This window comes from Ruegeria sp. F12, assembly GCF_056533885.1.
In genome coordinates this window covers 157,338-182,937 of sequence record NZ_JBQFOV010000006.1, presented here as the reverse complement: position 1 = coordinate 182,937, position 25,600 = coordinate 157,338, and the positions used below count along the sequence as shown (strand labels likewise).

The following is a 25,600-nucleotide window of genomic DNA, read 5'->3' as shown; positions in this document are numbered from 1 at the left end:
ATGCGCACCCGTGCCGCCGTCGCCGTTCAGGCAGGCAAACCTTTGGAAGTGATGGATGTGAACCTCGAAGGCCCCAAGGCGGGTGAGGTTCTGGTGGAAATCAAGGCCACCGGCATCTGCCACACCGATGAATTCACCCTGTCGGGCGCGGATCCCGAGGGGCTGTTCCCCGCGATTCTGGGCCATGAAGGCGCAGGCATCGTGGTCGAGGTCGGCCCCGGTGTGACCAGCCTGAAACCGGGCGACCACGTGATCCCGCTCTACACCCCGGAATGCCGGGAGTGCGAATACTGTCTGCACCCCAAGACCAATCTGTGCCAGGCGATCCGTGAAACGCAGGGGCAGGGCCTGATGCCGGATGGGACCTCGCGCTTTTCGACTTTGGATGGTGATCCAATCCTGCACTACATGGGCTGCTCGACTTTCTCGAACCACACGGTTCTGCCGGAAATTGCGCTGGCCAAGGTGCGTGAGGATGCGCCCTTCGACAAGATCTGTTATATCGGATGCGGTGTGACCACAGGGATCGGCGCTGTGATCAACACTGCCAAGGTGGAAATCGGCAGCCGCGCCATCGTGTTCGGTCTGGGCGGTATCGGGTTAAACGTCATTCAGGGCCTGCGTCTGGCCGGGGCCGATCAAATCGTTGGCGTTGACCTGAACCCCGCCAAGGTCGAGATGGCGACCAAGTTTGGCATGACCGATTTCGTGAACCCGACCGAAGTTGAAGGCGACCTGGTGCCCTATCTGGTCAACCTGACCAAAGGTGGCGCGGATTACACCTTTGACGCCACTGGCAATGTGGGCGTGATGCGTGCCGCATTGGAATCGGCGCATAAGGGCTGGGGTGAATCGATCATCATCGGCGTGGCGCCTGCGGGAGCCGAAATCTCGACCCGTCCGTTCCAGCTGGTCACGGGCCGCTCGTGGCGCGGTACGGCCTTTGGCGGTGCGCGGGGCCGGACCGATGTGCCGAAAATTGTCGACTGGTACATGGAAGGCAAGATCGAGATCGACCCGATGATCACCCACACCATGGGTCTGGACGACATTAACCACGGTTTCGACCTGATGCATAAGGGCGAAAGCATCCGCTCGGTCGTGGTTTACTAAGGTCCTCAACCTGCGATTTTGAGGACGGCGCGCTGTGAATGGCGCGCCGTTTTTATTTGCCGGGACGGCTTGCGCCGGTGTCAGAGCGTGGCGAGCGGACCCGCAGAACCGGGGTATTGACCGACGAGGTGTTCGCCCGGCTTTCGCGCCAGACCACATAGACGCCTGAGGCGATGATGATGCTGGCCCCAACGGCGACCCAGCCATCGGGCCGCTCGTTGAAAAAGACCATGCCGAACAATGTGGCCCAGATGATCTGACTGTATTGGCTGGGGGCGACGACCCCAGCGGGCGCGGCTCGATAGGCAAGGATGATCAAGTGTTGTGCGACGACCGAGAACACGCCCACCAGCGCCATCATCGCCAGATGCAGCAGCGAGGGAGGTTGGTAAACGGCGGGTTGCATCAAGCTCATGACCACAATGGCCAGCAGCATCGGATATAGGATCAGCACGGCCGAGCGTTCCTCATTCCCGATCTTGCGCACCAAAACAGACCCTAACGCGCTGGAAAATGCCGCAGTCAGGGCCGCGAGGTGGCCCAGAGTGATGTCCGTTGCACCGGGGCGCAGGACGATCAGAACTCCGATGAGGCCACAGCCGACGGCGGCCCAACGCTGTGCGCGCACGACTTCCCCCAGGATTGGGATCGACAGGACAGTGACGAACAGAGGGAAGGCGAATAGCAGCGAATAGACCTCGGCCAGCGGCAGCGCCGAGAAAGCGTAGAAGGCGCAGACCATGGACGTCACCATCAGGGCCGAGCGCAGTAGGACCAGCCACGGATGATGTGGTCGGAAATTGCCCGTGGTCCGGTCGGTCAGGATCGTCACCGCCATCGGCACAAAGGAAAACAGAGTTGCGAAAAAGATGATCTGCATCACCGAATAGGTGCTACCCAGCACTTTGATCAGTACATCATGGCTGGCAAAAACCGCAAAGCCCGCAAACGCATAGCCAAGCCCCCGAAGGGTGGTGTTCTGAGTGCTCATGAGGCGGCCTCGGGTGATGTGTCGGTGTAGGGGCGCAGCGCATTGGGGCTGTCGTACCCCTGAGTAAACCCATTTGGCCGACCCGCATAGCCCTTATTTTACCGCTAACATGGCAAAGCTGCCATGCCCTGGGATCAACGCAGGATGGTAGGTGCGTCTTTGGGTTGGCGTGCAGATTGCACACCGGCCTTCATTCCCACGCCGATTCTTCGGGCCAGCGCGACCCATGGTGTGGAGGTTTCCGGGGGTAAGGCCTGGGTGGCGACCTCTTCGAACAAATCCAGCCAATGTGCGAACATGTCGGACTGCACGTCGGGCCGCTCGATATGGACCCGCTGCGGATTGCCGTCATAGCTACGCTCATACAGGATGGCGTTGCTCCAGAAGGCGGCGATCTTGTCCTCATGTGCTGGCCAATCGTGGACATGTGCGTTGAAGACCGGCCCCAGCACCGCATCCTCGCGTACGCGGGCGTAAAAGGCACGGACCTGCGCGTTGATTTGTTCCGGGGTCGCGGGAAAGCGCGGCGGCAGGGTGGGGCGGGTCATATTTGGTCCGTTTTCGACTCTGTTCCGGGCGGATACCCGGTTCAGACGTCACGCAACAGGTGTGGTTTTGTCGCGCGGCTCTGGCGTCAGTAGATGCCGTATCAGAGCCACCGGATGCGCCTTGAGGCTGAGGCGGGTGGCCACGTAATCCTCAACCACCTGCTCGCCCAACGTCATCTGCGGCAGATAGGCTGCAGGCTCGTCCAGCGCCTCGCCTTCCAGATCCTGCGAGAACAGGGGCAGGGGCTTGGCGGTGGCAATCGCTTTGGCCTGCCACAACGCCTCGCGCCTTGTCAGATCGCAGGCGGAGAAGGCATCGGCCTCAGCCAACCGTTCGATCACCGAGGGACCAAGCCCGGCACGACGCCACACGTCATCCACCTGATGGTAGCCATTGCCGCGCGCGGCGGTCAGCCAGCTGGCATCTTCCTCGCTCAGGCCTTTGATCTGACGGAACCCCAGCCGCAGGGCCAACCCGCCGTGACCGTCGGGTTCCATCACATTGTCCCAGAAACTGGCATTGATACAGACCGGGCGCACCTGGACACCATGTTCGCGCGCATCGCGCACGATCTGGGCGGGGGCATAGAAGCCCATCGGCTGCGAATTCAGCAGCGCGCAGGCGAAAATCCCCGGATGGTGGCATTTGATCCAGGCTGAGGCATAAACCAGTAGCGCAAAGCTGGCTGCGTGACTTTCGGGAAAACCGTAAGAGCCGAAGCCTTCGATCTGCGAAAAACAGCGCTCGGCAAAATCCTGTTCATAGCCGTTCCGCTCCATCCCGCGCAGAAACAGGGCCCGGAATTCGCTGACATTACCATGTTTCTTGAACGTCGCCAGCGAGCGCCGTAGCCGGTCCGCCTGTTCTGGGGTGAACCCCGCGCCCACGATGGCAATCTGCATGGCTTGCTCCTGAAACAGCGGCACGCCCAGCGTTTTGCCCAACACTTCACCCAACGCATCCGAGGGGAAGTTGACCTCCTCCTCTCCGTTCCGGCGGCGGATATAGGGGTGGACCATGTCGCCCTGAATGGGGCCGGGGCGGATGATTGCGACCTCGATCACCAGATCATAGAAATTGCGCGGTCGCATGCGGGGCAGAAAGTTCATCTGAGCCCGCGATTCCACCTGAAACACGCCGACGCTGTCCGCCTTGCACAGCATGTCATACACCGCCGGATCCTCGGGCGGCAGGGTGGCGAGGCTATAGCCCGTCTGGTGGTGCTGGCTGATCAGATCGAACGCCTTGCGGATACAGGTCAGCATCCCGAGGCTGAGCACATCGACTTTCAGAATACCTAAGGAATCGATGTCATCCTTATCCCAGCAGATAACCGTACGATCCTCCATCGTGGCGTTTTCGATGGGGACAAGTTCGTCCAGCCGCCCTTCGGTGATGATGAACCCACCCACATGCTGAGACAGATGACGGGGGAAGCCGTCAATCTCATAGACCAGCATTAGAGTCTGTTTCAGGCGTTTATCGTCGGGATCAAGGCCAATCTCGCGCATGCGTTCGGCTTCAAGACCTTTGGCCGAGAAGAACCCCCATAGCTGTGACGAGAGCGCCGAGATCGTATCCTCGGTCAACCCCATCGCTCGCCCCACCTCGCGGATGGCGCGTTTGCCGCGATAATGTACGACCGTGGCGCAGAGGCCCGCGCGTTCCCGGCCATAGCGGTCATAGATGTGCTGAATCACCTCTTCGCGGCGTTCATGTTCGAAATCGACATCGATATCGGGGGGCTCGTCCCGCGCCTCAGACACGAAGCGTTCGAACACCATCGTGCCCAGTTCCGGGCTGACTTCGGTGATGCCGAGGCAATAGCAGACCACCGAATTGGCCGCTGAACCGCGCCCCTGACACAGGATATCGCGGGATCGGGCGAAGGTGACGATGTCACGGACGGTCAGGAAATAGGGTTCATATTTCAGCTTGCCGATCAGGGTCAGTTCATGCGCCAGCATTTTCTTGGCCTTCTCGGACGCGCCCGCCGGATAACGCCAGTTCAACCCCTCATGGGCCAGACGGTGCAGGCGCTGGGTCGGGGTTTCCTGGTCGCTGCCTTCGTTGGGGTATTCATAGCGTAGCTCATCCAGCGAGAATTGTAGCTGCTCGCTGACCATATGGGCGCGGGTCACAGCGCCTTCATGGCCTTTGAAAATGCGCAGCATCTCGGTTTCCGAGCGCAGGCGCTGCTCTCCATTGGCCAGAGCGTCGCGGCCCAGATCGTCGACCTTGCGGCGCAGTCGGATGGCGGTCAGTACATCGGCCAGTTTGCGACGGGTACCATGGTGCATTATCGGCGCAGCGCTGGCGAGGGTGGGGAGGTTGAGTTGTTGTGATTCAGTCTCTAATACAGAGAAATACTCCCTGTCTGCGCCATCATATCTGGGGTGCATCACCAGATGCATCCGCCCGGAAAAGCGGCGCGTCAGCTTTTGCGCCTGTGTCCGCCAAGCACTCGCGCCGCCCTGCGGCCGGGTCGCTTGTGGCCAGAGCAGCAGGTGCAGACCGTCAGAGAATTCCAACAGGTCGGACAGGTGCAGGATGCAGTCGCCTTTTTCCGCACGCAGGCGGCCTTTCGACAGGATGCGGCACAGGTTGCCCCAGCCCTGCCGGTTCAGGGGCAGGGCGGTGACGGTGGGCGCGTCGGTGAAGATCAGCCGTGCCGCTGGGATCAGGCGCGGCACGGCGTGGATCGGGTAGGAGGGTGGTTTGGGAATGTGATCGGGGCAGGGCGGGCCGATGGGCGTGTTCTGCCCTTCCCATTCGATACGTTCGCGCACCTTTCGGGCAATCTCGCGCGCCTGGGTATGGGCACGCACGATCCCGGCGACCGAGTTGTCATCGGCAATCGCGATGGCGGGCAGACCAAGTGTGACGGCACGCTGCATATACTCCTCGGGGTGCGAGGCCCCGGTGAGAAAGGTGAAATTCGACGTGATCGACAGCTCGGCATACATGGCGATTCCACATTATATTCACCTTTTGTTCTTTTTCGAGTCCTTTGCGCAGGAAACGGGTCGATTGCAGTTTCCCCTCTGGGCAGGGTGGCAGAAAAAGGAGACCCGAGATGTTCAAGATCACTGCCCTTCCCACCCCCCAAGTCCGCGCGCTTCAGGCCGGAGGGCCGGACGCATATGGCGCCTCACCCGAGCACGCCGTTTCCAAAGGTGCGGGCAATCCCTGCCGACATTGCCTACAAAACATACCAGAAGGCCAAGAAATGCTGATATTGGCGCATCGCCCTTTTCCAGAGGCACAACCTTACGCGGAAACGGGTCCGATCTTTCTATGTGCCAGCCCGTGTAAGCGATATGAGGGCACGGAGCTGCCCGAGATTTTGACCACCTCTCCGGACTATCTGATCAAGGGGTATGGATTGGATGACCGGATCGTCTATGGCACCGGGGCGATCGCCCCGACAGATCAGATTGGTGCGGCGGTAAAGGACATCTTTGCCCGTGCGGACATCGCCTATGTCCACGTGCGATCCGCCCGAAACAACTGCTATCAGGCGCGAATCGACCGGTCTTAAAGCTTGACCCGGTGCATCCCCCGGCGCGGCTGATCCAGATCATCCGCTGGGCCATCATCGGCACGGGATGAGGTCAGGGCGAGGAACACATCCTCGAGATCGGCCTCTTCGGTGCGCACGTCGCGGATGCGGATGCCTGCGGCGCGCACGGCCTCAAGCACCTGTTCAGCGCTGGTCTGGGCGCTGCGATATTGCAGGACAAGGCTGCCATCATCGCGCAAAGCGGCTTCGACACCATCAGTCGTGGGCAGATCCACGACCGGGCTGTCGGGAAGGATCACCATCGTCCGGCTGTCCATCCGACCCAGCAGGTTGGCGGTACTGTCCTGCGCTATCTTTTCGCCGTGGTTGATGATGGCGATCTCGTCACACATCTCTTGCGCTTCTTCCAGATAATGCGTGGTCAGGATGATCGTCATACCCTGTTCGTTCAGCTTGCGCACATTGGTCCAGAGCATCTGGCGCAGTTCGATATCCACGCCCGCCGTGGGTTCATCCAGAACCAGAATCTTGGGGTGGTGCACCAGTGCCTTGGCCAGCAAAAGCCGTCGCCGCATGCCGCCCGATAGCGTGCGGGCATAGGCCTCGGCCTTGTCGCTGAGGCCGACAAGATCGAGAATTTCATCGCTGCGGCGCTGCGACTTGGGTACGCCATAGAGCCCGGCCTGCACCTCCAATGCGCCGCGCGGGGTGAAGAACGGGTCCAAGTTCAGTTCTTGCGGCATCACGCCAATGGCAGCGCGCGACTGACGGGGGTGTTGGTCCTGATCAAACCCCCAAATCGACACTGAACCCGCCGATTTCACCACCAGACCGGCCAGAATGTTGATCAGAGTCGATTTCCCGGCCCCGTTCGGCCCCAACAGCCCAAAGACCGAGCCGCGCGGGACGGTCAGATCGATGCCCTTCAGCGCGTGCTTTTCAGGCTGGCCCTTACCGCCACGATAGGTCTTGCGCAGCCCTTCGATCCTGATTGCCGCATCGCTCATGTGGCTCTTGCCCCCGGTTTGCTCATCGCTCATAAACGCACCTAAACCATGCCCGCGAGGCCGACAACCGAAGAAGGATCGCCAGCCGTGACCATCGAAGCGCCGGAAACCAAGATCGTCGAAACCTCTCGTGTTGCCTGCGACGGCGGCGAGGGTGCGCTGGGCCATCCGCGGGTCTGGCTGCAGATCCCCGAGGATACCGGCTGGGTTGAGTGCCCCTATTGCGATTGCAAATATATGCTGGCGGATCAGGATCAGTAGGCTCGTCACAAAACTGTTACGCGTCCTATTTCCGCCCGAGTGAAGACTCTATATCCTGACGAAATAGCTTTATGATTCCAGGGCGCGAAGATGCTCTTTTCCGTGCAGGTCATGCACCTTTCAGACCGGGATATTGTGGCCAAGGGCGGCCACCGGAACGTTTATGCCTGCCCCAACCAGCCAGAGTTGCTGATCAAAGTGACGCGTCCCAGAATCCGCCGCAACAGATCCATAATGAAACGCGCTGTGCGTCGTCTGCTGCCCGATTCAGCATTCCGAAACGCCTTGAAAGAGCTGGAGTGCGAGATGAAGGCGGCGCTGAAAAGTGGTCTGGACATTTCCAGACTGCCACTGGCGCGGTCCTTTGGTGTCGTGCAGACAGATGTCGGGCCCGGCGTCGTGGTCGAGAGGATCAGCACCGAAGATGGCGCATTAGCGCAGGACTTGCTGTCGATGTGCGCGCGGCAGGAAATGACGGTTGAGACATTGGATGATCTGAACATCTTTGTCCGAAAGCTTTTTGAGTTCCAAATTGTGGGTCGGGACATCCATGGGAAAAACATCGTCTATGGATTGCGTGACGACATACGTATGTTCTTTCTGATCGATGGGTACGGGGAACGAAACCTTGTGCCGTTACGCTCGCTAAGTCGCAGGCTGAATGATCGGTCATTGAACAAGCAGATGCAGCACATTGCGCAGCAATCCGGGATGAACTGGGACAAGACGAACCGCGCCTTCAGTATCGCGTGATTTATCCTGAGCGGGTGTCTTGTGCATCTATGTTTTTTAAACACAGATCGGCTTCAACTGCTCCAATAGTCATTTTTTCCCAAAACGCGCCCATATTTGCGTGATACGCTGTGCCGCATTCGTCTTAGGTGAGTGTGATGACTGAGATTACTCAAACGGACAGCGCAAGCCCGGTTTTTGGCTGGGTCGGATTCTGTTTCGCTGCTTTGGCGTTGTTCGCCGCCTTGTTTGTGTTTTGGGCGGGACCGTTTGCGCCTCAGCAATCTACAGGCGTCACGCTTGGCGAACTGGCGGCCGAGATCGGGAAATCGACCCTGCGTGCCGCCACGGGGGCAGAGCAACCCGAGCCTGTAGCCCGAACCCGCGATCTGGATGATTTTTTGCAAATCGGTGTGGCGATGCTTGGCGGGCTGGCGATTGTTGTTTCGGTCATTGGCCTTCTGCGTCACGAAAGGCGTCGCCCGGCCATCGCCGGAATGGTTATCGGTGTTGGCGCCATTCTGTTTCAGTTTTTCGCCTTTGCGTTTTTTGCGTTCCTCGGTGTGCTGGTCATAATGGCCCTGGTGCATAGTTTTTCGGACTTTTTCAGCGGCCTCTTTGGGGGTTAGGGCACGTTCCTGACTGGTCACCCGTCTGCCCCTGTGGCAGAACGATCCCTGACCGACAGGGAGAGCGCGCATGAGCAATTTCGGAAAAGGGTGTCATCTGCATCTGATCGACGGATCAGCCTTTATTTTTCGGGCCTATCACGCGCTGCCCCCGCTGACGCGCAAATCCGATGGGCTGCCCATCGGCGCTGTATCGGGCTTCTGCAACATGCTGCAGAAATATGTCGAAGGGAACGCGGGACCGGATGCGCCGACCCACGTGGCGGTGATCTTTGACAAGGGCTCGCACACGTTCCGCAATGACCTCTATGACCTCTACAAGGCCAACCGCGAGGCCATGCCTGAAGACCTGCGTCCGCAGATGCCTCTGACACGCGAGGCGACCCGCGCCTTCAACATCGCCTGCAAGGAGTTGGAAGGCTATGAAGCCGACGATATCATCGCCACGCTGGCCGTCCAGGCGCGTGAGGCAGGCGGGCGCGTAACCATTGTCAGCTCGGACAAAGACCTGATGCAGCTGGTGGGCGGCGGCGTCGAAATGCTGGACGCGATGAAGAACAAGCGTATCGACCGCGACGGCGTGATTGAGAAGTTCGGCGTGGGGCCTGAACGGGTGGTGGATGTGCAGGCGCTTGCGGGGGATTCTGTAGATAACGTGCCCGGTGCGCCGGGGATTGGGGTGAAAACGGCGGCTCTGTTGATCAATGAATACGGTGATCTGGAAACCCTGCTGGACCGCGCGGAAGAGATCAAACAGCCCAAACGCCGCCAGACCCTGATCGAAAAGCGCGACCAGATTGAGCTGTCGAAAAAACTGGTGCAGTTGGACGAAAACACCCCGCTGGATTTCACGCTGGATGATCTTGAGGTTCAGGACCCCGACGCTGAGACCCTGCTGGGGTTCTTGGCGGATATGGAGTTCCGCACCCTCACCAAGCGAATTGCCGACAAGCTGGGGGCCGAGGCCCCGGTGATTGCTGATGCGCCTGCGCCCGAAGTTGTGACCGAGGCTGAGGATATCTCTTTCGACGCCTCGAAATACGAATGCGTGCGCGATGCAACCGCGCTGCAGGCGTGGATCGACCGCGCTTATCAGACCGGCTGGGTGGCCGTCGATACCGAGACCACCGGATTGAACGAAATGATCGCCGATCTGGTGGGTATTTCGCTAAGTGTTGAGGCGGGTTCGGCCTGTTACATCCCGCTGACTCACCGCGATGGGGCATCGGATGACTTGTTCGGCTCAGACGCGCTGGCCGAGGGGCAGATGCAGCTGGATGAGGCTCTAACTTTGCTCAAACCGATGCTTCAGGACGCCTCGATCCTGAAAATCGGCCAGAACATGAAATACGACGCCAAGATTTTCGCGCGCTATGGCGTGGACGTGGCGCCAATCGACGACACGATGCTGATGTCTTACGCCATGCATGGCGGCGAACACGGGCATGGGATGGATACGCTGTCCGAGCGTTACCTGAACCACACGCCCATTCCGATCAAACCGCTGCTGGGGTCCGGCAAATCCGCAATCACTTTCGACAAGGTGCCGATTGACGAGGCCACTGCCTATGCCGCTGAGGATGCGGATATCACGCTGCGCCTTTGGAAACTGTTCAAGCCGCAACTGCATCAGGTGCAGGTGACGACCGTGTATGAGACGCTGGAGCGGCCTCTGGTGCCGGTCCTCAAGGAAATGGAGATGCACGGCATCAAGGTGGACCGCGATGTCCTGAGCCGCATGTCCAACGCCTTCGCGCAAAAAATGGCCGGGTTAGAGGCTGAAATTCACGAATTGGCCGGTGAGAATTTCAATGTGGGATCGCCCGCGCAACTGGGTGAGATCCTGTTCGACAAGATGGGGCTTGAGGGCGGTAAGAAAGGCAAGACTGGGAAGTATTCGACCGGGGCTGACATTCTGGAAGATCTTGCCACCGAACACGAACTGCCCCGCCGGGTGTTGGACTGGCGGCAGCTTTCCAAGCTGAAATCGACCTATACCGATGCGCTGCAAACCCATATCAACCCGGATACAGGCCGGGTGCATACGTCTTACTCGATCACGGGGGCGAATACGGGGCGTCTGGCCTCGACCGATCCGAACCTGCAGAACATACCGGTGCGCACTGAAGAAGGGCGTCGCATTCGTGAGGCGTTTATTGCCGAGCCGGGCAATGTAATGGTTAGCCTCGACTATAGCCAGATTGAATTGCGGATTTTGGCTCATATCGCTGACATCTCGACCCTGAAACAGGCGTTTTCGGATGGGTTGGACATTCACGCCATGACCGCCTCCGAGATGTTTGACGTGCCGCTGGATGAGATGACACCTGAAATCCGCCGCCAGGCTAAGGCGATCAATTTTGGTGTGATTTACGGGATTTCGGGCTTTGGTCTGGCGCGCAATTTGCGCATTCCTCGGTCCGAGGCGCAGGGGTTCATTGACCGCTATTTCGAACGCTTTCCGGGTATACGGACATATATGGACGACACCATCGCTTTTGCGAAAGAGAACGGATACGTGCAGACGCTGTTCGGCCGCAAAATCCATACGCCTGAGATCAATGCCAAGGGGCCGCATGCCGGGTTCTCGCGTCGGGCGGCGATCAACGCGCCGATTCAGGGCACGGCAGCAGATGTGATCCGGCGCGCGATGGTACGGATGCCGGATGCGATCAACGGGCTGCCTGCCAAGATGCTATTGCAGGTGCATGACGAATTGCTGTTCGAAGTGGCTGAGGATGCAGTGGATCAGGTGATTCGTGTGGCGCGCGATGTGATGGAGGGGGCATCGGACCCCGCGGTGAAGCTGGACGTGAAGCTAAGCGTGGATGCAGGGCAAGGCGCGAATTGGGCCGAGGCGCACTAAGAAGCGCTGCTCATCAGGCCCGGCGGGCCCTCTTCGCAGCGGGTCAATCCTGCGTCTTGACCAGACGGTTCACCAACCGTTGTACGGTGGGTCCCAGGATAAAGATGACCGTAAAGGCGATGGGCCAGCAAAACCCCCAAGCAGACATCCAATCGCCGAATGTGGTGGGCCCAAATCCTATGGCCTTGACAGTGGCAATGCCTGTGACGATGCAGGACATCAGCCCCGACATGATCAGACAGAACACAATGCGCGAAAAGCGGGCAGGGATCATCACAGTTCCTTCAAGTCATTGTGGTGATGTCTGCGCGATTTTTTTTGAAAAGGCCAGATATCAGAACTCTACCCAGTCCAGACTGTTGATAGTTTGCGCCGTTGAGGGGGTATATTCGGCACTGACCCAGCCGGAATAGCCCATTTCGTCAAAGGTCTCGAAAAGCGCAGCAAAGTCTGTTGGCCCGCGTCCGGGCTCGGACCGGCCTGGGGCGGCACCGATCTGAGCATGGGTGACAATGTGGTGAAAGCGGTGCCAGACGTCCAGCGCGTCACCGTGGATCATATGAGCGTGGAAGCTGTCATATTGCAGGCCGATATTGGGGCGGTCCACCAAGGCCAGAACTTCGGCAGCCAGATCATAATCGTTCAGGAAGTAGTTGGGTTGTGAGACAGGGTTCAGCGGCTCGATCGTAAAGTGCTGTTTGGGGGCGAAATCGGCGGCCCATTTCAGGTTCTCAACCATGGTTTTTAGTGCATCTGGTCCCGCGTAATACCCCGACATGATATGGATCAGCCCTGGTTTCAAAACATCGGCGTAGCGCATGACGCGGCGAATATCGGACTGAAACCGCGCTTCGCCACCTGGGACCGCAGCATAGCCTGGCTCGCCACCGGTGTAGTTGGGCGGAGGGGCGTTGATCAGCACCAGGTCCAGCCCGTTGGCCAGCAGGGCGCGGCGGGTTTCCTTGGCAGCCAGCTCATAGGGAAACAGGATCTCGACTGCCTGAAACCCGGCCTCCGCCGCGGCCTGAAACCGGTCGAGATAGGGCAGCTCGGTAAAGAGCAGCGAGATGTTGGCGGCGAATTTCGGCATAAGAGGTCCCACGTGATGCTGGCCGGACCTTAGCCTTGGAGCGATTTCAACGAAAGAGACTGAAAACGACAGTTTGTCGAAAACCGGCCAGAACCATCGGCCCGAATCAGCCAGCCTTCAGCCATCACGGTGGATCATTTTCGGCCACCGTTCCAACAGAAGGTCTGACACCATGGCGATGAGCCCTGACCCCGTGCGCGGGAACACTCTTTCTGTGTCTGCGGGGCGCCGCTCGGCTGTATCCGGCAATGGCCTGGCAGTGGCGTCCATGCTGACATGGGCAGCCGGGTTTCCTGCGGCCGAGGTTTTGCTGCAAACTTGGCCTCCGATTACGTTGCTGGTGGCGCGGTTGGCGTTGGCAGTGCTGGTGATGGTGCCGGTCTGGGTGTTGATGGATGGGCCCGCGCGGGTGTTGCGCGCGCGTTGGGGGCACGCGATGTTTGTCGGCGCTGCGCTGGGGTCGGGGATGTTCCTGATCATTCTGGCGCAAAAGCTGACTGACCCGGTGACGGTTGCGATTATTGCGTCCGGCGCGCCCTTGTTTGCAACTCTGCTGGAACTGGCGACAGGTACGCGGCGCTTGCGGTGGAATTTTGCGCTGGGCGTGGTCGTGTCGATCATCGGCGGGCTGATTGCAACCAGCGCGCTGGCCCCGGCGCAATTAGGTTTGGGTGCGGCCTGCGCCATTGCGTCCACGGCCCTGTTTTGCTGGGCCAGTATGGCGACGGCGCGGGATTTCCCGGCGCTTAGCCAGACAGGGCGCAGTACGATCACTTTTGTCGGCGGGCTGGTAACGGCCTCGGTTCTGTTTTTCTGCGCCGCGCAAATGGGTGTCAGCGTTGCACCGACAGCGCCGGTCGATATGCAACAGATGGGTATGCTTGTGATGTATGCGCTGATCTCAATGGGGCTGAGTCAGGTCTTTTTCATCGCATCCGTTGGCAAAATCGGCGTGGCGCTGGCCGCGTTCCACATCAACATTGCGCCGTTTTACGTGATGTTGATCATGCTGGTTCTGGGTGAGGACTGGAACTGGACCCGCGCGCTGGGCGCGGGGATCGTGGCAATCGCCGTGCTGTTGGCGCAGGACCGTCGCGTGGCGCGTCGGGTCTAATCCGGCAACTCCTCGGACCGGATCAGGGGAAAAAACTGCCCACCCGACCAGACACCGAACCAGCCGTCGCTATGTTCGGCGATATCGACCAACCGGTAGAAGCTTTTGCGGTCGATCCGCGCCTCAAGATTTGCGCGGATCAGGATGTAGGGCGCGGGTTCCTCGGATTCGGGGTCGATGACAATGCGGATCGGATGGCCGGGCCCTGCGACGGCTTCATCCCCCACATGGGTGGTGAAACATAGCGTCTGCGCCGTGCCCTTGCCCGTCGCATCGAAATCGATCGCCACGAAAGGCGCGTCCTCGACAGTGATTCCCACCTTCTCGACAGGGGTAACGAGGTAATATTTCCCGTCTTCCTTCTTAAGAATTGAGGAAAAAAGCTTCACAAGCTCGAACCGGTTGATCGGCGACCCTAGATAAGTCCAAGAGCCATCTTTGGCGATATGGATGTCCAGATCGCCGCAAAACGGAGGATTCCACAGATGAACCGGGGGTAGGCCCTTGGTTTTGGCGGCATTGACTGATGCCGCAATGCCATCAGGGGAAGGTGTCACAGGTTTTTGTCCGCTCATTACTTTTGCCATTTCCTTTTCGCGCGATACACTTCAACCATATTAGTCCACGGAAGGGAAAGTCATGACCGAACCTGCCGACCTCGTGTCCGAGATCGAAGCGCTGGAAACCAAACTGCAAGAGGCCAAGTCCTCGATCACCCGTCGCTTTATCGGACAGGAGAGGGTCGTGGACCTGACCCTGACCGCTCTGCTGTGCGGCGGGCATGCGTTGCTGATCGGTCTGCCCGGTCTGGGTAAGACGCGATTGGTCGAGACGCTGTCGACGGTGATGGGCCTGCACGGCAACCGCATCCAGTTTACGCCGGACCTGATGCCTGCCGATATTCTGGGGTCCGAGGTTCTGGATACCGCCGAAGATGGCAGCCGCCATTTCCGCTTTATTTCGGGCCCGATCTTTTGCCAGCTGCTGATGGCGGATGAGATCAACCGCGCCAGCCCCCGGACGCAATCTGCGCTGCTGCAAGCGATGCAGGAACGCACTGTGACAGTGGCGGGCGAGGATCGCTCGCTGGGGACGCCCTTTCATGTATTGGCGACGCAGAACCCGATTGAGCAGGAAGGCACCTATCCGCTGCCCGAGGCGCAGTTGGACCGTTTCCTTGTGCAGATCGACGTGGAATACCCCGATCGCCAGACCGAGCGGGATATTCTGTTGGCGACAACAGGCGTCGAAGAAGACGACGCGCATGAGATTTTCACTAAAGAGGAATTGCTGGCCGCTCAGGTTCTGTTGCGGCGCATGCCCGTCGGAGATTCGGTGGTTGAGCTGATCCTCGATCTGGTTCGCGCCTTCCGCCCGGATGAGGCGGGCGTGTCTGAACGTGTGGCCGAAACCGTTGCGTGGGGCCCCGGTCCGCGGGCGGCGCAGGCGCTGATGATGACCGTGCGGGCGCGGGCGATGTTGCAGGGACGGCTGGCCCCGAATGCTGAGGACGTCTTGGATATGGCGCGCCCTGTGCTCAGCCACCGGATGGCGCTGAACTTTGCCGCCCGGGCGCGCGGGGACAGCCTTGCTGATCTGATCGAAAGCACCGCTGCCGGCTTGATCCGCACCGAGGCTGCGGCGTGAATGCCGCGCTGACCCTTCGTGAAAGATCCGAGGCAGAGGCGTCCCGGCTGCCGCCCCTGTTGGCGCGGGCCGAACATCTGGCCGGAACGGTTCTGCTGGGCGATCACGGGCGCAGGCGGTCGGGTCTGGGTGATGATTTCTGGCAGTACCGCCCGGCGCAGATCGGTGACAGTCGTCGGATGATCGACCATCGCCGCTCGGCGCGCGGGGATCAGCAATTTGTGCGCGAGCGCGAATGGCAGATCGCGCAATCGGTGATGCTGTGGGTCGATCAGGGCGCCTCGATGCGGTTTGCGTCTGACAAGAACCAACCGACCAAGGCGGACCGGGCGCGCTTGCTGGGTCTGGCTACGGCCATCCTGCTGGTGCGGGGTGGCGAACGTGTTGGCCTGACAGGAACAACACTACCGCCTCGGCGCGGCAACGCACAGATCGTGCGGCTGGCGCAAGCCTGGTCCGAGGATGCCGAGGCCGACTATGCTCCACCCGAGCACCGCGCCATGATCCCGCATGCGCGGGCCGTTTTCATTTCCGATTTTCTGGGGCCCATGGACGAGGTCGAACTGGCCCTGACCAAAGCTGCGGACCGGGGCGTTCGCGGCGTTCTGTTGCAGATTCTGGACCCGACCGAGGAGAGCTTTCCCTATCGTGGCCGGACCATTTTCGAAAGCGTCGGCGGCACGACCCGCCACGAGACATTGAAGGCCGGAGAGCTGCGCGATCGCTATCTGGACCGGCTTGCCAAACGCAAGGATGCGCTGACGCAGTTGTGCCGCGCGACCGGTTGGCAACTTGGGCTGCATCATACGGGTGACAGCGCGCAGGCGGCTCTGTTGTGGCTTTATCGTGCTTTGGATCGGGGGTCTGTATGACGATTTTGGCAGGCATCGGTTTTACCGCGCCATGGGTGTTGCTGGGTCTGCTGACCCTGCCGATCCTGTGGCTGATCCTGCGCGCCGTGCCGCCAGCGCCGATCCGGCGGCTGTTTCCGGCTGTGACTCTGTTGCTGGGGCTGAAGGATGAAGAAAGCGTCTCGGACCGCACGCCGTGGTGGCTGCTTTTGTTGCGGATGCTGGCGGCGGCGGCGATCATCATCGGACTTGCAGGGCCGGTACTGAACCCCTCGCGTGATCAAGCGGGGTCAGGCCCGCTGATGCTGGTGCTGGATGCCAGCTGGGCCGGGGCCACCCGCTGGTCCGCAACGCTGGATCAGATCGACGCACAACTGGCCGAGGCCGGACGCGCCGGGCGCACCGTTGCGATCCTGAGCCTGACCGAACCCGAAGCACCGGTGTTCCAATCCGCCGAAGACTGGCGCGGCAGGTTACCGGGGCTGGCGCCGACACCCTGGCAACCGACCGGGGTGCAAATAGAACAGACTCTGGCTGCGCTGGATCAGTTGGACGGGGGCTTCGACACGCATTGGTTCAGTGATCGTCTCGATTTTGATGGCCAGGATACGATCCTAGCGACATTGCAAGGGCGGGGTGAGGTCACGGTGTATCAGGCGGCCTCAGCGGTTGTTGCCCTTTTGCCTGCCACATATCAGGACGGGCTGATCCAACTGACAGCGCAGCGGACCGAACCTGGCCCAGCCCAGCAGATCACTGTTTTGGCGCAGGGCCGTGACCCGGCTGGAGTGATGCGCGTTCTGCAATCCGCGGCGATGGAATTTGCCAGCGGCGAAACGCAGGCGCAGGTCGAACTGGCCTTGCCGTCCGAGCTGCGCGCACGGATCACTCGGTTTGAAATTCAGGGCCAGCGCTCGGCGGGCGCGATGACCTTGACTGATGACAGCCTGCGCAGGCGCGAGGTTGCGCTGATCGCGGGAACCCTGAACCGCGAAGGGCTGGAGCTGTTGTCGCCGCTGCATTACTTGACGCAGGTTTTGACCCCTACGGCGGATTTTGTCGAAGGCGGGTTGATGGATGTTCTGCCCGCGAACCCAGATGTGATCGTGCTGGCCGATGTGGCGAAACTTTCTGCGGGTGAGCAAGAAGCTGTTGTCGAATGGGTGGAACAAGGCGGGTTGCTGTTGCGCTTTGCCGGACCGCGCATGGCTGCCAGCGATCTGGGCCGCGATGCCGAGGATACGCTGTTGCCGGTTCGGCTGCGCAGCGGTGGCCGCTCGGTCGGTGGTGCGATGAGCTGGGGTGAGGCCAAGGGGCTTGCCCCCTTCCCCGAAGGCTCGCCCTTTTATGGCTTACGGGTGCCGTCGGACGTTTCCGTTACGACGCAGGTGATGGCGCAACCTGACCCTAATCTGGCGGATCGAGTGATTGCATCGCTGTCGGATGGGACGCCACTGGTCACGCGCAAAGCGCTGGGTCTGGGGCAGGTGGTGCTGTTTCACGTAACGGCAGATGCGGAATGGTCCAGCTTGCCTCTGTCCGGTTTGTTCGTCGAAATGTTGGATCGTCTGGCTGTCGCCTCGGCAGCTAAGTCGCGGCAAGAGTCTCAGTTGCAGGGCACCACCTGGGCGCCAGTGCAAGTCATGGACGGTTTTGGCGGTTTGATGGATGCAGGGAATCTTGCCGGTGTCGACGGGGTTGATCTGGTGACGGGCACGATCGGTCCTGACTTGCGCCCCGGTCTCTATGAAAGCGGCAAACAGAAGCTGGCGTTGAACGTCTTGGCTGAAGATACCGTTCTGACGCCGGTTTCTTGGCCTTTGGATGTGCCGATCAAAGGGCAGGAAATCAGCACTGAAACCCCGATTGGAGGCATATTGCTCAGTCTTGCGCTGCTGTTGTTGACCGTGGACGTGATCGCCTCGTTGGCGTTGTCGGGGCGGCTTGGTCTTGCGCGCGCGGCGGCGATTGCGCTGGGCGCAGTGCTGATCGCACCCGAGGTGCAGGCGCAAACGCCCGACGAGACCGAGTTTGCCCTGAACGCAACGACTGAACTGGTGCTGGCCCATGTGCTGACCGGAAATGCCGACGTGGATGAGATCGCAGAGGCCGGGATGCGCGGGTTGGCGCAGACCCTGTTCTACCGCACGTCGGTGGAACCGGCCGGGCCTGTGGGCGTTGATCTGGAGCGTGATGAACTGGCGTTTTTCCCGCTGCTCTACTGGCCGATCACGCCGGATCAACCGCAACCCTCGGTCGAGGCGTATTCCAAGCTGAACGCCTATCTGCGCTCGGGTGGCATGATCCTGTTTGACACGCGCGATTCCAACGTGGCGCGGTTCGGGGCTGCCAGCCCCAATGGACGCAAGCTACAGCAACTGGCCGCGCCGCTGAATATCCCTTCGTTAGAGCCGATCCCGCGTGACCATGTGCTGACGCGGACATTCTACCTGTTGCAGGATTTTCCGGGTCGCCATGCCGGAGCGGATGTGTGGGTTGAAGCCGCGCCGCTGGATGCGGAACAGATCGAGGGGATGCCCTTCCGCAACCTCAATGACAATGTGACACCGGTGGTGATTGGTGGCAATGACTGGGCCGCAGCCTGGGCGGTGGATCGCAATGGTCAGGCACTTCTGCCCGTCGGGCGCGGATATGCCGGAGAGCGACAGCGCGAATTGGCCAATCGTTTCGGGGTCAATCTGGTGATGCATGTGCTGACCGGGAATTACAAATCGGATCAGGTGCATGTGCCTGCTCTGCTGGACAGGTTGGGACAATGACGGGAACCGTACTTTTTGATCCGCTGATCCCGTGGCCTGTTCTGGCAGTGGTGGCGGCGATTGCGATAGCCGGGGTGGCTGTTGCCCTGTGGCGTGGTCTGTCCGGCTGGGCATTGCGTTTGCTGGCGGCCCTGGTGGTGATTGCGGCGTTATCCGGGCCGGTCTATCAGGTCGAGGACCGTGCGCCTCTGACCGACATCGTGCTGATGATCGAAGACGAAAGCGCCAGTCAGACCTTGTCGGACCGGGCTGAACAAACAGCGCAAGCGGCGGATGCCCTGGCGGATGAGATCGAATCCCGCGACAACACCGAGCTGCGCCGCATCAAGGTCGGCGATGGCGACGGCGACGAGGGCACCCAGGTTATGGCCGCGTTGAATGAGGCGTTGGCCGAAGAACCCCGCGCCCGGATCGCGGGTATCGTTGTCGTTTCGGACGGGATCGTGCATGACGCGGATCAGGCCCCGGACCTGCCAGCGCCGATGCATCTGTTGCAGACCGGGCGCTCCAGCGACTGGGACCGCCGCCTGATTGTCCGCAACGCCCCGGCTTTTGCCATTATCGGCGAGCCCGTGACCCTGACCCTGCGGGTCGAGGATAGCGGCGCTGCCCCTGCCGGTGCCACTACGGCGCCGCTTGAAATCTCGGTCGACGGGGCCGAGCCCGAGCAATTCACCATTCCCATTGGCACAGATGTGGAATTGCCCGTCACGCTGCCTCATGGCGGGCGCAACGTGCTGCAATTCACCGTTCCGCAGGCTGAAGGTGAGCTGACCGATCGCAACAATACCGCCTTGATCCAGATGAACGGCGTTCGGGATCGCCTGCGGGTGCTGCTGGTCTCGGGCGAGCCGCATCCCGGCGGGCGGACATGGCGGAACCTGCTGAAATCCGACAGCTCGGTCGATCTGGTGCATTTCACCATCCTGCGTCCACCCGAGAAACAGGACGGCGTGCCGGTGGATGAGCTTTCGCTGATCGCCTTCCCCACACGTGAGTTGTTTTTGGAAAAGATCAACGATTTCGACTTGATCATCTTTGATCGCTACAAACGGCGCGGAATCCTGCCCGCCATCTATCTGGACAATGTCAGTAACTACATTAATGAAGGTGGTGCAGTTCTGATCGCGGCGGGGCCGGATTTTGCCAGCGCTGATAGTATTTTCCGGTCGCCTTTGGCCTCAATCCTACCGGCGCAGCCAACTGCACGGGTGATCGAAGAACGCTTTGTCCCTATGGTGACGGATCTGGGTCAGCGCCATCCGGTGACGACCGATCTGGGTGATCCTGAAAACTGGGGCGCATGGCTGCGGCAGATCGACGTGAACCAGCGCCGGGGTGAGATGCTGATGACCGGCGTGGACGACCGCCCCCTGCTGGTACTGGACCGTGTGGGTGAGGGACGCGTGGCGATGTTGGCCTCGGATCACGCGTGGCTGTGGAGCCGCGGGTTCGAAGGCGGCGGACCGCAATTGGAACTGCTGCGCCGTCTGGCGCATTGGATGATGAAAGAGCCCGAGCTAGAGGAAGAGGCGCTGTGGGCCGAAGCCAACGGTCAAATCATGCGCATCATTCGCCAGACCCTTGAAGATGAGGTCGGCCCCGTGACCGTTACGCTTCCCAACGGCGAAACGCTTGAGGTGACATTGGACGAGGTCTCGCCCGGTCGGTTCGAAGCGCAGTATTACGGGCCCGAGATTGGCCTCTATCGTTTGCAGGAGGGTGAGCACTCGGCGGTGATCGGCCTTGGCCCCGCCGCGCCAAAAGAGTTCGAGCGCACGATCGCGACTTCGGAAGTGCTGGACCCTATTCTGGCGGGATTGCGCGGTGGCACCATCCGGGTCGAGGAGGGTTTGCCGTCGATCCGAAATGTGCGGGCCGGACGACCGGCCTCGGGACGAGGATGGATCGGCCTAACACCACGCGACGCTTATGAAACGCGCGATGTCACGCAGGCTGGGCTGTTGCCGCCGTGGTTGGTGCTCTTGCTGGCCGGTGGATTTCTTGTCGGCGGGTGGCTGCGCGAAGGGCGGCGCTGATTAATTGAACACAACGCTGACTGTGGGATCACCGGGCAATCCGTCATAGCTGACCGACGCGCCACCTTTACCCTTTGCAGGCGGGACCAGCGGGCCGAAAGAGCCGACCGAAATCAGATCGCCGGGTTGAAACTCGATTCCTTTCGAGATCAGCCACAACGCTGCGTTGGCTGGGTGCCCCATGACTGCAGCGCCTGGAGCCTCTGCCAACACCTCCCCATCCGCCGCCCGCAAAGTGACGGTCATATCTGGCAGGGCCTGGGACATCGCGGCAGGGTCGGAGACAGGAATATCAGACCCTAAAACGCCCAATTTTGGCGCCACCCCAATTGCAGTCAACGTAATCGGCGTGATCGGTTCGCCTTCGGCGAGGGTCAGGTCCGGTAGTTCCATAAATGGGCGAATGGCTGATATGTTTTGCATCACCTCCAGCGGCGTCGTGGCCATGTTGATATCAGCATCTCCCACGACCAGAACCAGATCGGCCTCGAACACAGGGCGTGCGCCCCAGTTCAGTGGAACCGTCGCGCCATTCGCGACCATCATGTCGCGGTACAAGACCCCCTGCACCGGTTCATCCGCGCCAAACCGGTTCTGCGCGGGCTTGCTGGTCAGACCCGCTTTGTAGCCGATGATTGGGCCCAAATAAGGCTCTAACGCAGTAGAAATTTTGGCCTGCGTACATAATGCGTCTTGCATCGTTCCATTGGCGGACAGAGCCGCAGTCGGCGTGTTGGAAAGATAATCCTGAACAAACCGGTCAACCTGCGCATCCGTGGCGCATTCGGCCCAAGCGGGCTGCGTTGCCGCGCAGAACAGCAAGATGGCAGAAAAATAGCGTGCATTTGTCATAGGTAGCCTCCGGCTTGCAAAAAGTCTGGCACAAGCCCTGGCTTCCAAGCAACGGCTTAAGCAGTTCTTCACTCTCTGCCCGGATGCTGGGACGGAATGGCCCGAGGATCGCCCACGATGAGTCTTGCAACAAAACTGGCACAAGAACGGCGTGCGCGGCTTGCCGCTGAGCGCTTGCTTGAAATGAAACAGGCCGAGTTATCGGCGGCCAACCGCAAGCTTGGCCTGCACGCCATAGCTCTGACCAAACGAATTGGCGAGACGCAGGCCGAGGTTGAAACCGTCCGCGGTGAGAATGAGAAGGTCAAATCGGACCTCACACTGGCCAATGCAAAGATTGAAGTGGCCGAGCGGCGGCTGTGGCACTCGATTCAAACCTTCCATGACGGGTTTGCGTTTTTCGACAGTAATAACCGTCTGATCGGCGCCAATACGGCTTATCTGAGCGTCTTTGACGGAATTGAAGAAGTGGCGCCGGGCATTGCCTATCCCCGTATTCTGGAAATTCTCACAGCCGAGGGCCTGATCGACCTTGGAGATGAGGCTGCCCCGGACTGGATAGAAAGAATGAAGGTACGGTGGACGCAAGCCAACCCGCAACCCGAAGTCATTCGTCTATGGAACGGTCACTACTTCAAACTCATCGATCAGCGTGGCAACGGCGGCGATGTGGTTAGTCTAGCGCTGAATATTTCGGCTTCAGTCCGGCATGAGGCTGAATTGCGATCAGCGCGAGAACGGGCCGAAGCGGCCAATCGGGCAAAGTCGGCCTTTCTGGCGAATATGAGCCACGAGATCAGAACCCCAATGAACGGGATCGTCGGCATGACCGAATTGCTGGACGAGACACCTTTGGATGAGGAACAAAGGCTCTATCTCAATACAATTCGCAATTCGGGCGAGGCGTTGCTGGTCATCATCAACGATGTTCTGGACTATTCGAAGATCGAGGCTGACAAGCTGGTCCTGCACCCCGAGCAGTTCGATTTCGAACGCTGTATCCTTGAGGTCGCGATGTTGCTGCAACCGGGTGTGCGGGACAAGGGGCTGACCTTGCTGGTCGACTATGACTTGTTCCTGCCCACACTGTTTGTTGGCGATCCGGGGCGGGTGCGGCAAGTTCTGACCAATTTGGTGGGCAACGCTGTCAAATTCACTGCCAATGGCCATGTGCTGATCCGCGTCACCGGCGTCCCCAATGCCGAGGCGCAAAGCTGCGATATTCACGTGGCAATCGAAGATACCGGCATCGGGATCGAGCAGGCGAAAATTGACCACATCTTTGGAGAGTTTAATCAGGTCGAAGATGAGAAAAACCGCCAGTTCGAAGGAACCGGGCTGGGTCTGGCTATCACCAAGCGTCTGATCACGTTGATGGGCGGAACGATCTGGGTGGAAAGCGATCCGGGGCAGGGTTCGTGCTTTGGGTTTCGGATATCACTGCCCACGGCCGAAGGTCCTCAGCCCGAACCACCTGATCTTGAAGGCAGGCTCAACCATGTGCTGGTGGTTGAGGATTTGGCGGTCAACCGCGCGATCTTGTCCAAACAACTTGGGCGGCTGGGGTCTCGGGTCACTGTCTGCACCTCTGGGGGTGAGGCGTTGGCGGCTATCGACTCATCGGTCGATCTAGTGCTGTGCGACCACGACCTGCCGGATATGGATGGGTTGGAACTTGCCACCACATTGAAGGAACGGGGCTGGGGTGAGTTGCCGATTGTGGTCATGTCTGCCAATCCCGGCACTATACATGCCAATCCCGCCCGTCACCTGATCGAAGGGGTCTTGCAAAAACCCATCCCGCGATCCGAGCTTTACGCGCGCCTGACTGCATTGGGTCAACAAAAGGTGGATGCCCCCGCCCAACAGGAAACCGAGCCAGCGCCCGCCACAGACACCTTGGATCAGCGCCTGATGCGCGTCTTGGCGGCTGAGGATAACAGGACGAACCAGTTGATCCTGCAAAAGATGGTCCAGACGCTGAACATTGACCTGCGCTTTGCTAATAACGGGGCCGAGGCGGTTGAGGCTTATATGAATTTTAACCCCGACCTGATCTTCATGGATATCTCGATGCCCGGAATGGATGGAAAACAGGCTACGGGTGAGATTCGGCGGCATGAGATCCAGACCGGGCGCGCTGTGCCAATCGTTGCGCTGACGGCGCATGCGATGGCGGGCGATGATCAGGGTATCCTGTCTGCGGGGTTGGATCATTACCTGACCAAGCCGCTGCAAAAGCGGAAAATTCATCAGATGATCTTGAATCATGAGCCTGATGACGCACAGCCGGTGATTGATAGCGCAAAGGAACCCACCTAGGTTGTACCAATGTCGGACCGTGGATTTCAACCGCGCGCATTGGGCGAGATTGCCATTCGGTGCGCAGACATGCGCGCAATGGTGGCATTCTATGAGGATGTCATCGGGTTGGAGCGCCTGAGCGGCGACCACAACAGCGCCATCACATTCTTTCGAATTGGCCCAGGATTTGGCGGCCACACGCAGGTATTGGCTTTGTTCCACCACACGGCCGCTCCGCGCCCCGGTTTGCATCCCGCAGGTACAGGCCGCCCCACGACCGGAGCCGGGTCATCGCTGCATCACATTGCTTTGTCTTTGCCGTTTCAGGAGCAAGAGGCCGTCCTGCGCTGGTATGACCAGTTGGGCCAGCCTTACCGCGTCGAGCAGTTCGGCTGGATCGGTTGGCGCGGTATTTTCACCGAAGACCCCGAAGGCAATACGGTCGAGCTGGTGGCCTATGACACTTCGATGCAGGATCAGGCCTGATAGGGGCGCACAAAGACGGGTTTGTCCTCGGATGACAGGTCGGGGCGGTACTCATACCCACCGCTGTCAAAGTCCAACAGCCCCGCAGGATCGGTCAGGCGGTGCTGGATGACATAGCGCGCCATGGCCCCGCGCGCTTTCTTGGCGAAAAAGCTGACGATCTTGGGGGTGCCCGCCTTGTCCTCCATGAACACAGGAGTGATCACCCGCAGTTTCAGCGCTTTGGGATCAACCGCGCCGAAATATTCCTGACTGGCGCAGTTCACCAGCACGTCCGACCCGATCTGCGCGCCCTGCGCGTTCAGCGCTTTGCTCAGCTGATCGCGCCAGTATTCATACAGGTTCTTGCCGCGCCGGGTTTTCAGCTTGCTGCCCATCTCAAGCCGATAGGCCTGAATGGCGTCCAGCGGACGCAATACACCGTAAAGCCCCGACAGAATGCGCAGGTGATCCTGTGCCCATGCCATTTCATCTGCATCCAAAGATGTAGCCTCAAGCCCCTGATAGGTGTCTCCAGCAAAGGCCAGCGCTGCGGGGCGGGTCAGATCGGCCTCAGGCGCATCAGAAAAGGCGCGATAGCGGTCGCGGTTAAGGCGGGCCAGATCATCGCTCAGGTCCATCAGCTTTTTCAGATCGCCCAGCGTCAGGTTGCGGGCGGTTTTCGACAGCCGGATCGCGTCATCCTGAAAATCCGGTTGCGTGACCGTCACGTCGCGCTCGGCCCAGTCCAGCCGTTTGGCCGGGGAAATCACTACCAGCATATCCG

The 25,600-nt window shown here is 60.0% G+C and carries 22 protein-coding genes; 13 read left to right on the top strand and 9 right to left on the bottom strand.

Annotation, left to right across the window (positions count from 1 at the left end; translation table 11 throughout):
• Positions 1-1,113 (top strand): S-(hydroxymethyl)glutathione dehydrogenase/class III alcohol dehydrogenase, encoded by a 1,113-nt coding sequence (locus ACR0CA_RS11085; protein ID WP_170789483.1) that lies wholly within the window; start codon positions 1-3, stop codon positions 1,111-1,113.
• A 52-nt stretch (positions 1,114-1,165) separates the two neighbouring features.
• Here ACR0CA_RS11085 and ACR0CA_RS11080 read toward each other — a convergent pair whose 3' ends face one another.
• The 3 genes from ACR0CA_RS11080 to ACR0CA_RS11070 all read right to left on the bottom strand — a co-directional run bounded on the left by ACR0CA_RS11080 (position 1,166) and on the right by ACR0CA_RS11070 (position 5,619).
• Positions 1,166-2,104 (bottom strand): DMT family transporter, encoded by a 939-nt coding sequence (locus ACR0CA_RS11080; protein WP_170785291.1) that lies wholly within the window; start codon positions 2,102-2,104, stop codon positions 1,166-1,168.
• Positions 2,105-2,238: 134 nt separating this feature from the next.
• On the bottom strand, positions 2,239-2,652 hold the full coding sequence (locus ACR0CA_RS11075; protein ID WP_480899028.1) for a group III truncated hemoglobin: 414 nt from the start codon (positions 2,650-2,652) through the stop codon (positions 2,239-2,241).
• A 48-nt stretch (positions 2,653-2,700) separates the two neighbouring features.
• Complete coding sequence (locus ACR0CA_RS11070) at positions 2,701-5,619, bottom strand: error-prone DNA polymerase (RefSeq protein ID WP_480899025.1); 2,919 nt, start codon at positions 5,617-5,619, stop codon at positions 2,701-2,703.
• Positions 5,620-5,729: 110 nt separating this feature from the next.
• Here ACR0CA_RS11070 and ACR0CA_RS11065 point away from each other — a divergent pair, with 110 nt between their 5' ends.
• Positions 5,730-6,194, top strand: a complete 465-nt coding sequence (locus ACR0CA_RS11065) for a DUF1203 domain-containing protein (protein ID WP_480899024.1) — start codon at positions 5,730-5,732, stop codon at positions 6,192-6,194.
• Here the strand turns inward: ACR0CA_RS11065 and ACR0CA_RS11060 are convergent.
• Positions 6,191-7,183, bottom strand: a complete 993-nt coding sequence (locus ACR0CA_RS11060; protein ID WP_480899071.1) for an ABC transporter ATP-binding protein — start codon at positions 7,181-7,183, stop codon at positions 6,191-6,193. The two genes, ACR0CA_RS11065 and ACR0CA_RS11060, sit on opposite strands and share 4 nt — an antisense overlap.
• An 87-nt stretch (positions 7,184-7,270) precedes the next feature.
• On the opposite strand from ACR0CA_RS11060, the gene ACR0CA_RS11055 reads away from it, so the two are divergent.
• The 4 genes from ACR0CA_RS11055 to polA all read left to right on the top strand — a co-directional run bounded on the left by ACR0CA_RS11055 (position 7,271) and on the right by polA (position 11,671).
• Complete coding sequence (locus tag ACR0CA_RS11055) at positions 7,271-7,444, top strand: zinc-finger domain-containing protein (RefSeq protein ID WP_480899021.1); 174 nt, start codon at positions 7,271-7,273, stop codon at positions 7,442-7,444.
• Positions 7,445-7,534: 90 nt separating this feature from the next.
• A complete protein-coding gene (locus ACR0CA_RS11050; protein ID WP_480899019.1) occupies positions 7,535-8,197 on the top strand; it encodes a YrbL family protein in 663 nt (220 codons plus the stop codon).
• A 137-nt stretch (positions 8,198-8,334) separates the two neighbouring features.
• Complete coding sequence (locus ACR0CA_RS11045) at positions 8,335-8,805, top strand: hypothetical protein (protein WP_170772976.1); 471 nt, start codon at positions 8,335-8,337, stop codon at positions 8,803-8,805.
• A gap of 70 nt (positions 8,806-8,875) precedes the next feature.
• Entirely contained in the window at positions 8,876-11,671 is a 2,796-nt protein-coding gene (gene polA, locus ACR0CA_RS11040) for a DNA polymerase I (RefSeq protein ID WP_480899015.1), read from the top strand.
• A 43-nt stretch (positions 11,672-11,714) separates the two neighbouring features.
• Here polA and ACR0CA_RS11035 read toward each other — a convergent pair whose 3' ends face one another.
• Together ACR0CA_RS11035 and ACR0CA_RS11030 are read right to left on the bottom strand one after the other, a co-directional pair.
• Entirely contained in the window at positions 11,715-11,945 is a 231-nt protein-coding gene (locus ACR0CA_RS11035; RefSeq protein WP_170772971.1) for a DUF2798 domain-containing protein, read from the bottom strand.
• A 60-nt stretch (positions 11,946-12,005) separates the two neighbouring features.
• Positions 12,006-12,761 (bottom strand): hydroxypyruvate isomerase family protein, encoded by a 756-nt coding sequence (locus ACR0CA_RS11030; protein ID WP_480899012.1) that lies wholly within the window; start codon positions 12,759-12,761, stop codon positions 12,006-12,008.
• Positions 12,762-12,939: 178 nt separating this feature from the next.
• Between ACR0CA_RS11030 and ACR0CA_RS11025 the strand changes: the two genes are divergently transcribed.
• Positions 12,940-13,875 (top strand): DMT family transporter, encoded by a 936-nt coding sequence (locus ACR0CA_RS11025; protein ID WP_170785486.1) that lies wholly within the window; start codon positions 12,940-12,942, stop codon positions 13,873-13,875.
• Here ACR0CA_RS11025 and ACR0CA_RS11020 read toward each other — a convergent pair.
• The gene (locus ACR0CA_RS11020) at positions 13,872-14,450 is read right to left on the bottom strand and encodes a DUF1285 domain-containing protein (protein ID WP_480899009.1); all 579 of its coding nucleotides are present in this window, start codon (positions 14,448-14,450) and stop codon (positions 13,872-13,874) included. The genes ACR0CA_RS11025 and ACR0CA_RS11020 overlap by 4 nt on opposite strands.
• Positions 14,451-14,514: 64 nt before the next feature.
• Between ACR0CA_RS11020 and ACR0CA_RS11015 the strand changes: the two genes are divergently transcribed.
• From ACR0CA_RS11015 to ACR0CA_RS11000, 4 genes are read left to right on the top strand one after another with little or no spacing between them, the layout of a single operon-like run.
• Positions 14,515-15,522, top strand: a complete 1,008-nt coding sequence (locus ACR0CA_RS11015; protein WP_170789493.1) for an AAA family ATPase — start codon at positions 14,515-14,517, stop codon at positions 15,520-15,522.
• Positions 15,519-16,394, top strand: coding sequence for a DUF58 domain-containing protein (locus ACR0CA_RS11010; protein ID WP_480899006.1), 876 nt, complete (start codon positions 15,519-15,521; stop codon positions 16,392-16,394). Before ACR0CA_RS11015 ends, ACR0CA_RS11010 begins: the two co-directional genes overlap by 4 nt.
• Complete coding sequence (locus ACR0CA_RS11005) at positions 16,391-19,153, top strand: DUF4159 domain-containing protein (protein WP_480899003.1); 2,763 nt, start codon at positions 16,391-16,393, stop codon at positions 19,151-19,153. The genes ACR0CA_RS11010 and ACR0CA_RS11005 overlap by 4 nt, the downstream gene beginning before the upstream one ends.
• Entirely contained in the window at positions 19,150-21,192 is a 2,043-nt protein-coding gene (locus tag ACR0CA_RS11000; RefSeq protein WP_480899001.1) for a hypothetical protein, read from the top strand. Before ACR0CA_RS11005 ends, ACR0CA_RS11000 begins: the two co-directional genes overlap by 4 nt.
• Here the strand turns inward: ACR0CA_RS11000 and ACR0CA_RS10995 are convergent, their stop codons facing one another.
• Positions 21,193-22,044 carry a 2-keto-4-pentenoate hydratase gene (locus ACR0CA_RS10995; RefSeq protein WP_480898999.1) on the bottom strand — a complete coding sequence of 284 codons (852 nt, stop codon included), beginning with the start codon at positions 22,042-22,044 and terminating at the stop codon, positions 21,193-21,195.
• Positions 22,045-22,161: 117 nt separating this feature from the next.
• On the opposite strand from ACR0CA_RS10995, the gene ACR0CA_RS10990 reads away from it, so the two are divergent.
• A complete protein-coding gene (locus ACR0CA_RS10990; protein WP_480898996.1) occupies positions 22,162-24,366 on the top strand; it encodes a response regulator in 2,205 nt (734 codons plus the stop codon).
• Positions 24,367-24,375: 9 nt separating this feature from the next.
• Positions 24,376-24,834: a VOC family protein gene (locus ACR0CA_RS10985; RefSeq protein ID WP_480898993.1), complete on the top strand. Its 459-nt coding sequence runs from the start codon at positions 24,376-24,378 to the stop codon at positions 24,832-24,834.
• Here the strand turns inward: ACR0CA_RS10985 and yaaA are convergent.
• Complete coding sequence (gene yaaA / locus ACR0CA_RS10980) at positions 24,825-25,595, bottom strand: peroxide stress protein YaaA (RefSeq protein ID WP_480898991.1); 771 nt, start codon at positions 25,593-25,595, stop codon at positions 24,825-24,827. The genes ACR0CA_RS10985 and yaaA overlap by 10 nt on opposite strands.
• Positions 25,596-25,600: the final 5 nt, after the last annotated feature.

Excerpts from the sequence above, each read along its gene's own strand:
- ACR0CA_RS11085 (WP_170789483.1), top strand. The coding sequence starts at position 1 with ATGCGCACCCGTGCCGCCGTCGCCGTTCAGGCAGGCAAACCTTTGGAA.
- ACR0CA_RS11080 (WP_170785291.1), bottom strand. The coding sequence starts at position 2,104 with ATGAGCACTCAGAACACCACCCTTCGGGGGCTTGGCTATGCGTTTGCG.
- ACR0CA_RS11075 (WP_480899028.1), bottom strand. The coding sequence starts at position 2,652 with ATGACCCGCCCCACCCTGCCGCCGCGCTTTCCCGCGACCCCGGAACAA.
- ACR0CA_RS11070 (WP_480899025.1), bottom strand. The coding sequence starts at position 5,619 with ATGTATGCCGAGCTGTCGATCACGTCGAATTTCACCTTTCTCACCGGG.
- ACR0CA_RS11065 (WP_480899024.1), top strand. The coding sequence starts at position 5,730 with ATGTTCAAGATCACTGCCCTTCCCACCCCCCAAGTCCGCGCGCTTCAG.
- ACR0CA_RS11060 (WP_480899071.1), bottom strand. The coding sequence starts at position 7,183 with ATGAGCGATGCGGCAATCAGGATCGAAGGGCTGCGCAAGACCTATCGT.
- ACR0CA_RS11050 (WP_480899019.1), top strand. The coding sequence starts at position 7,535 with ATGCTCTTTTCCGTGCAGGTCATGCACCTTTCAGACCGGGATATTGTG.
- ACR0CA_RS11045 (WP_170772976.1), top strand. The coding sequence starts at position 8,335 with ATGACTGAGATTACTCAAACGGACAGCGCAAGCCCGGTTTTTGGCTGG.
- polA (WP_480899015.1), top strand. The coding sequence starts at position 8,876 with ATGAGCAATTTCGGAAAAGGGTGTCATCTGCATCTGATCGACGGATCA.
- ACR0CA_RS11035 (WP_170772971.1), bottom strand. The coding sequence starts at position 11,945 with ATGATCCCTGCCCGCTTTTCGCGCATTGTGTTCTGTCTGATCATGTCG.
- ACR0CA_RS11030 (WP_480899012.1), bottom strand. The coding sequence starts at position 12,761 with ATGCCGAAATTCGCCGCCAACATCTCGCTGCTCTTTACCGAGCTGCCC.
- ACR0CA_RS11025 (WP_170785486.1), top strand. The coding sequence starts at position 12,940 with ATGAGCCCTGACCCCGTGCGCGGGAACACTCTTTCTGTGTCTGCGGGG.
- ACR0CA_RS11020 (WP_480899009.1), bottom strand. The coding sequence starts at position 14,450 with ATGAGCGGACAAAAACCTGTGACACCTTCCCCTGATGGCATTGCGGCA.
- ACR0CA_RS11015 (WP_170789493.1), top strand. The coding sequence starts at position 14,515 with ATGACCGAACCTGCCGACCTCGTGTCCGAGATCGAAGCGCTGGAAACC.
- ACR0CA_RS11005 (WP_480899003.1), top strand. The coding sequence starts at position 16,391 with ATGACGATTTTGGCAGGCATCGGTTTTACCGCGCCATGGGTGTTGCTG.
- ACR0CA_RS11000 (WP_480899001.1), top strand. The coding sequence starts at position 19,150 with ATGACGGGAACCGTACTTTTTGATCCGCTGATCCCGTGGCCTGTTCTG.
- ACR0CA_RS10995 (WP_480898999.1), bottom strand. The coding sequence starts at position 22,044 with ATGACAAATGCACGCTATTTTTCTGCCATCTTGCTGTTCTGCGCGGCA.
- ACR0CA_RS10990 (WP_480898996.1), top strand. The coding sequence starts at position 22,162 with ATGAGTCTTGCAACAAAACTGGCACAAGAACGGCGTGCGCGGCTTGCC.
- ACR0CA_RS10985 (WP_480898993.1), top strand. The coding sequence starts at position 24,376 with ATGTCGGACCGTGGATTTCAACCGCGCGCATTGGGCGAGATTGCCATT.
- yaaA (WP_480898991.1), bottom strand. The coding sequence starts at position 25,595 with ATGCTGGTAGTGATTTCCCCGGCCAAACGGCTGGACTGGGCCGAGCGC.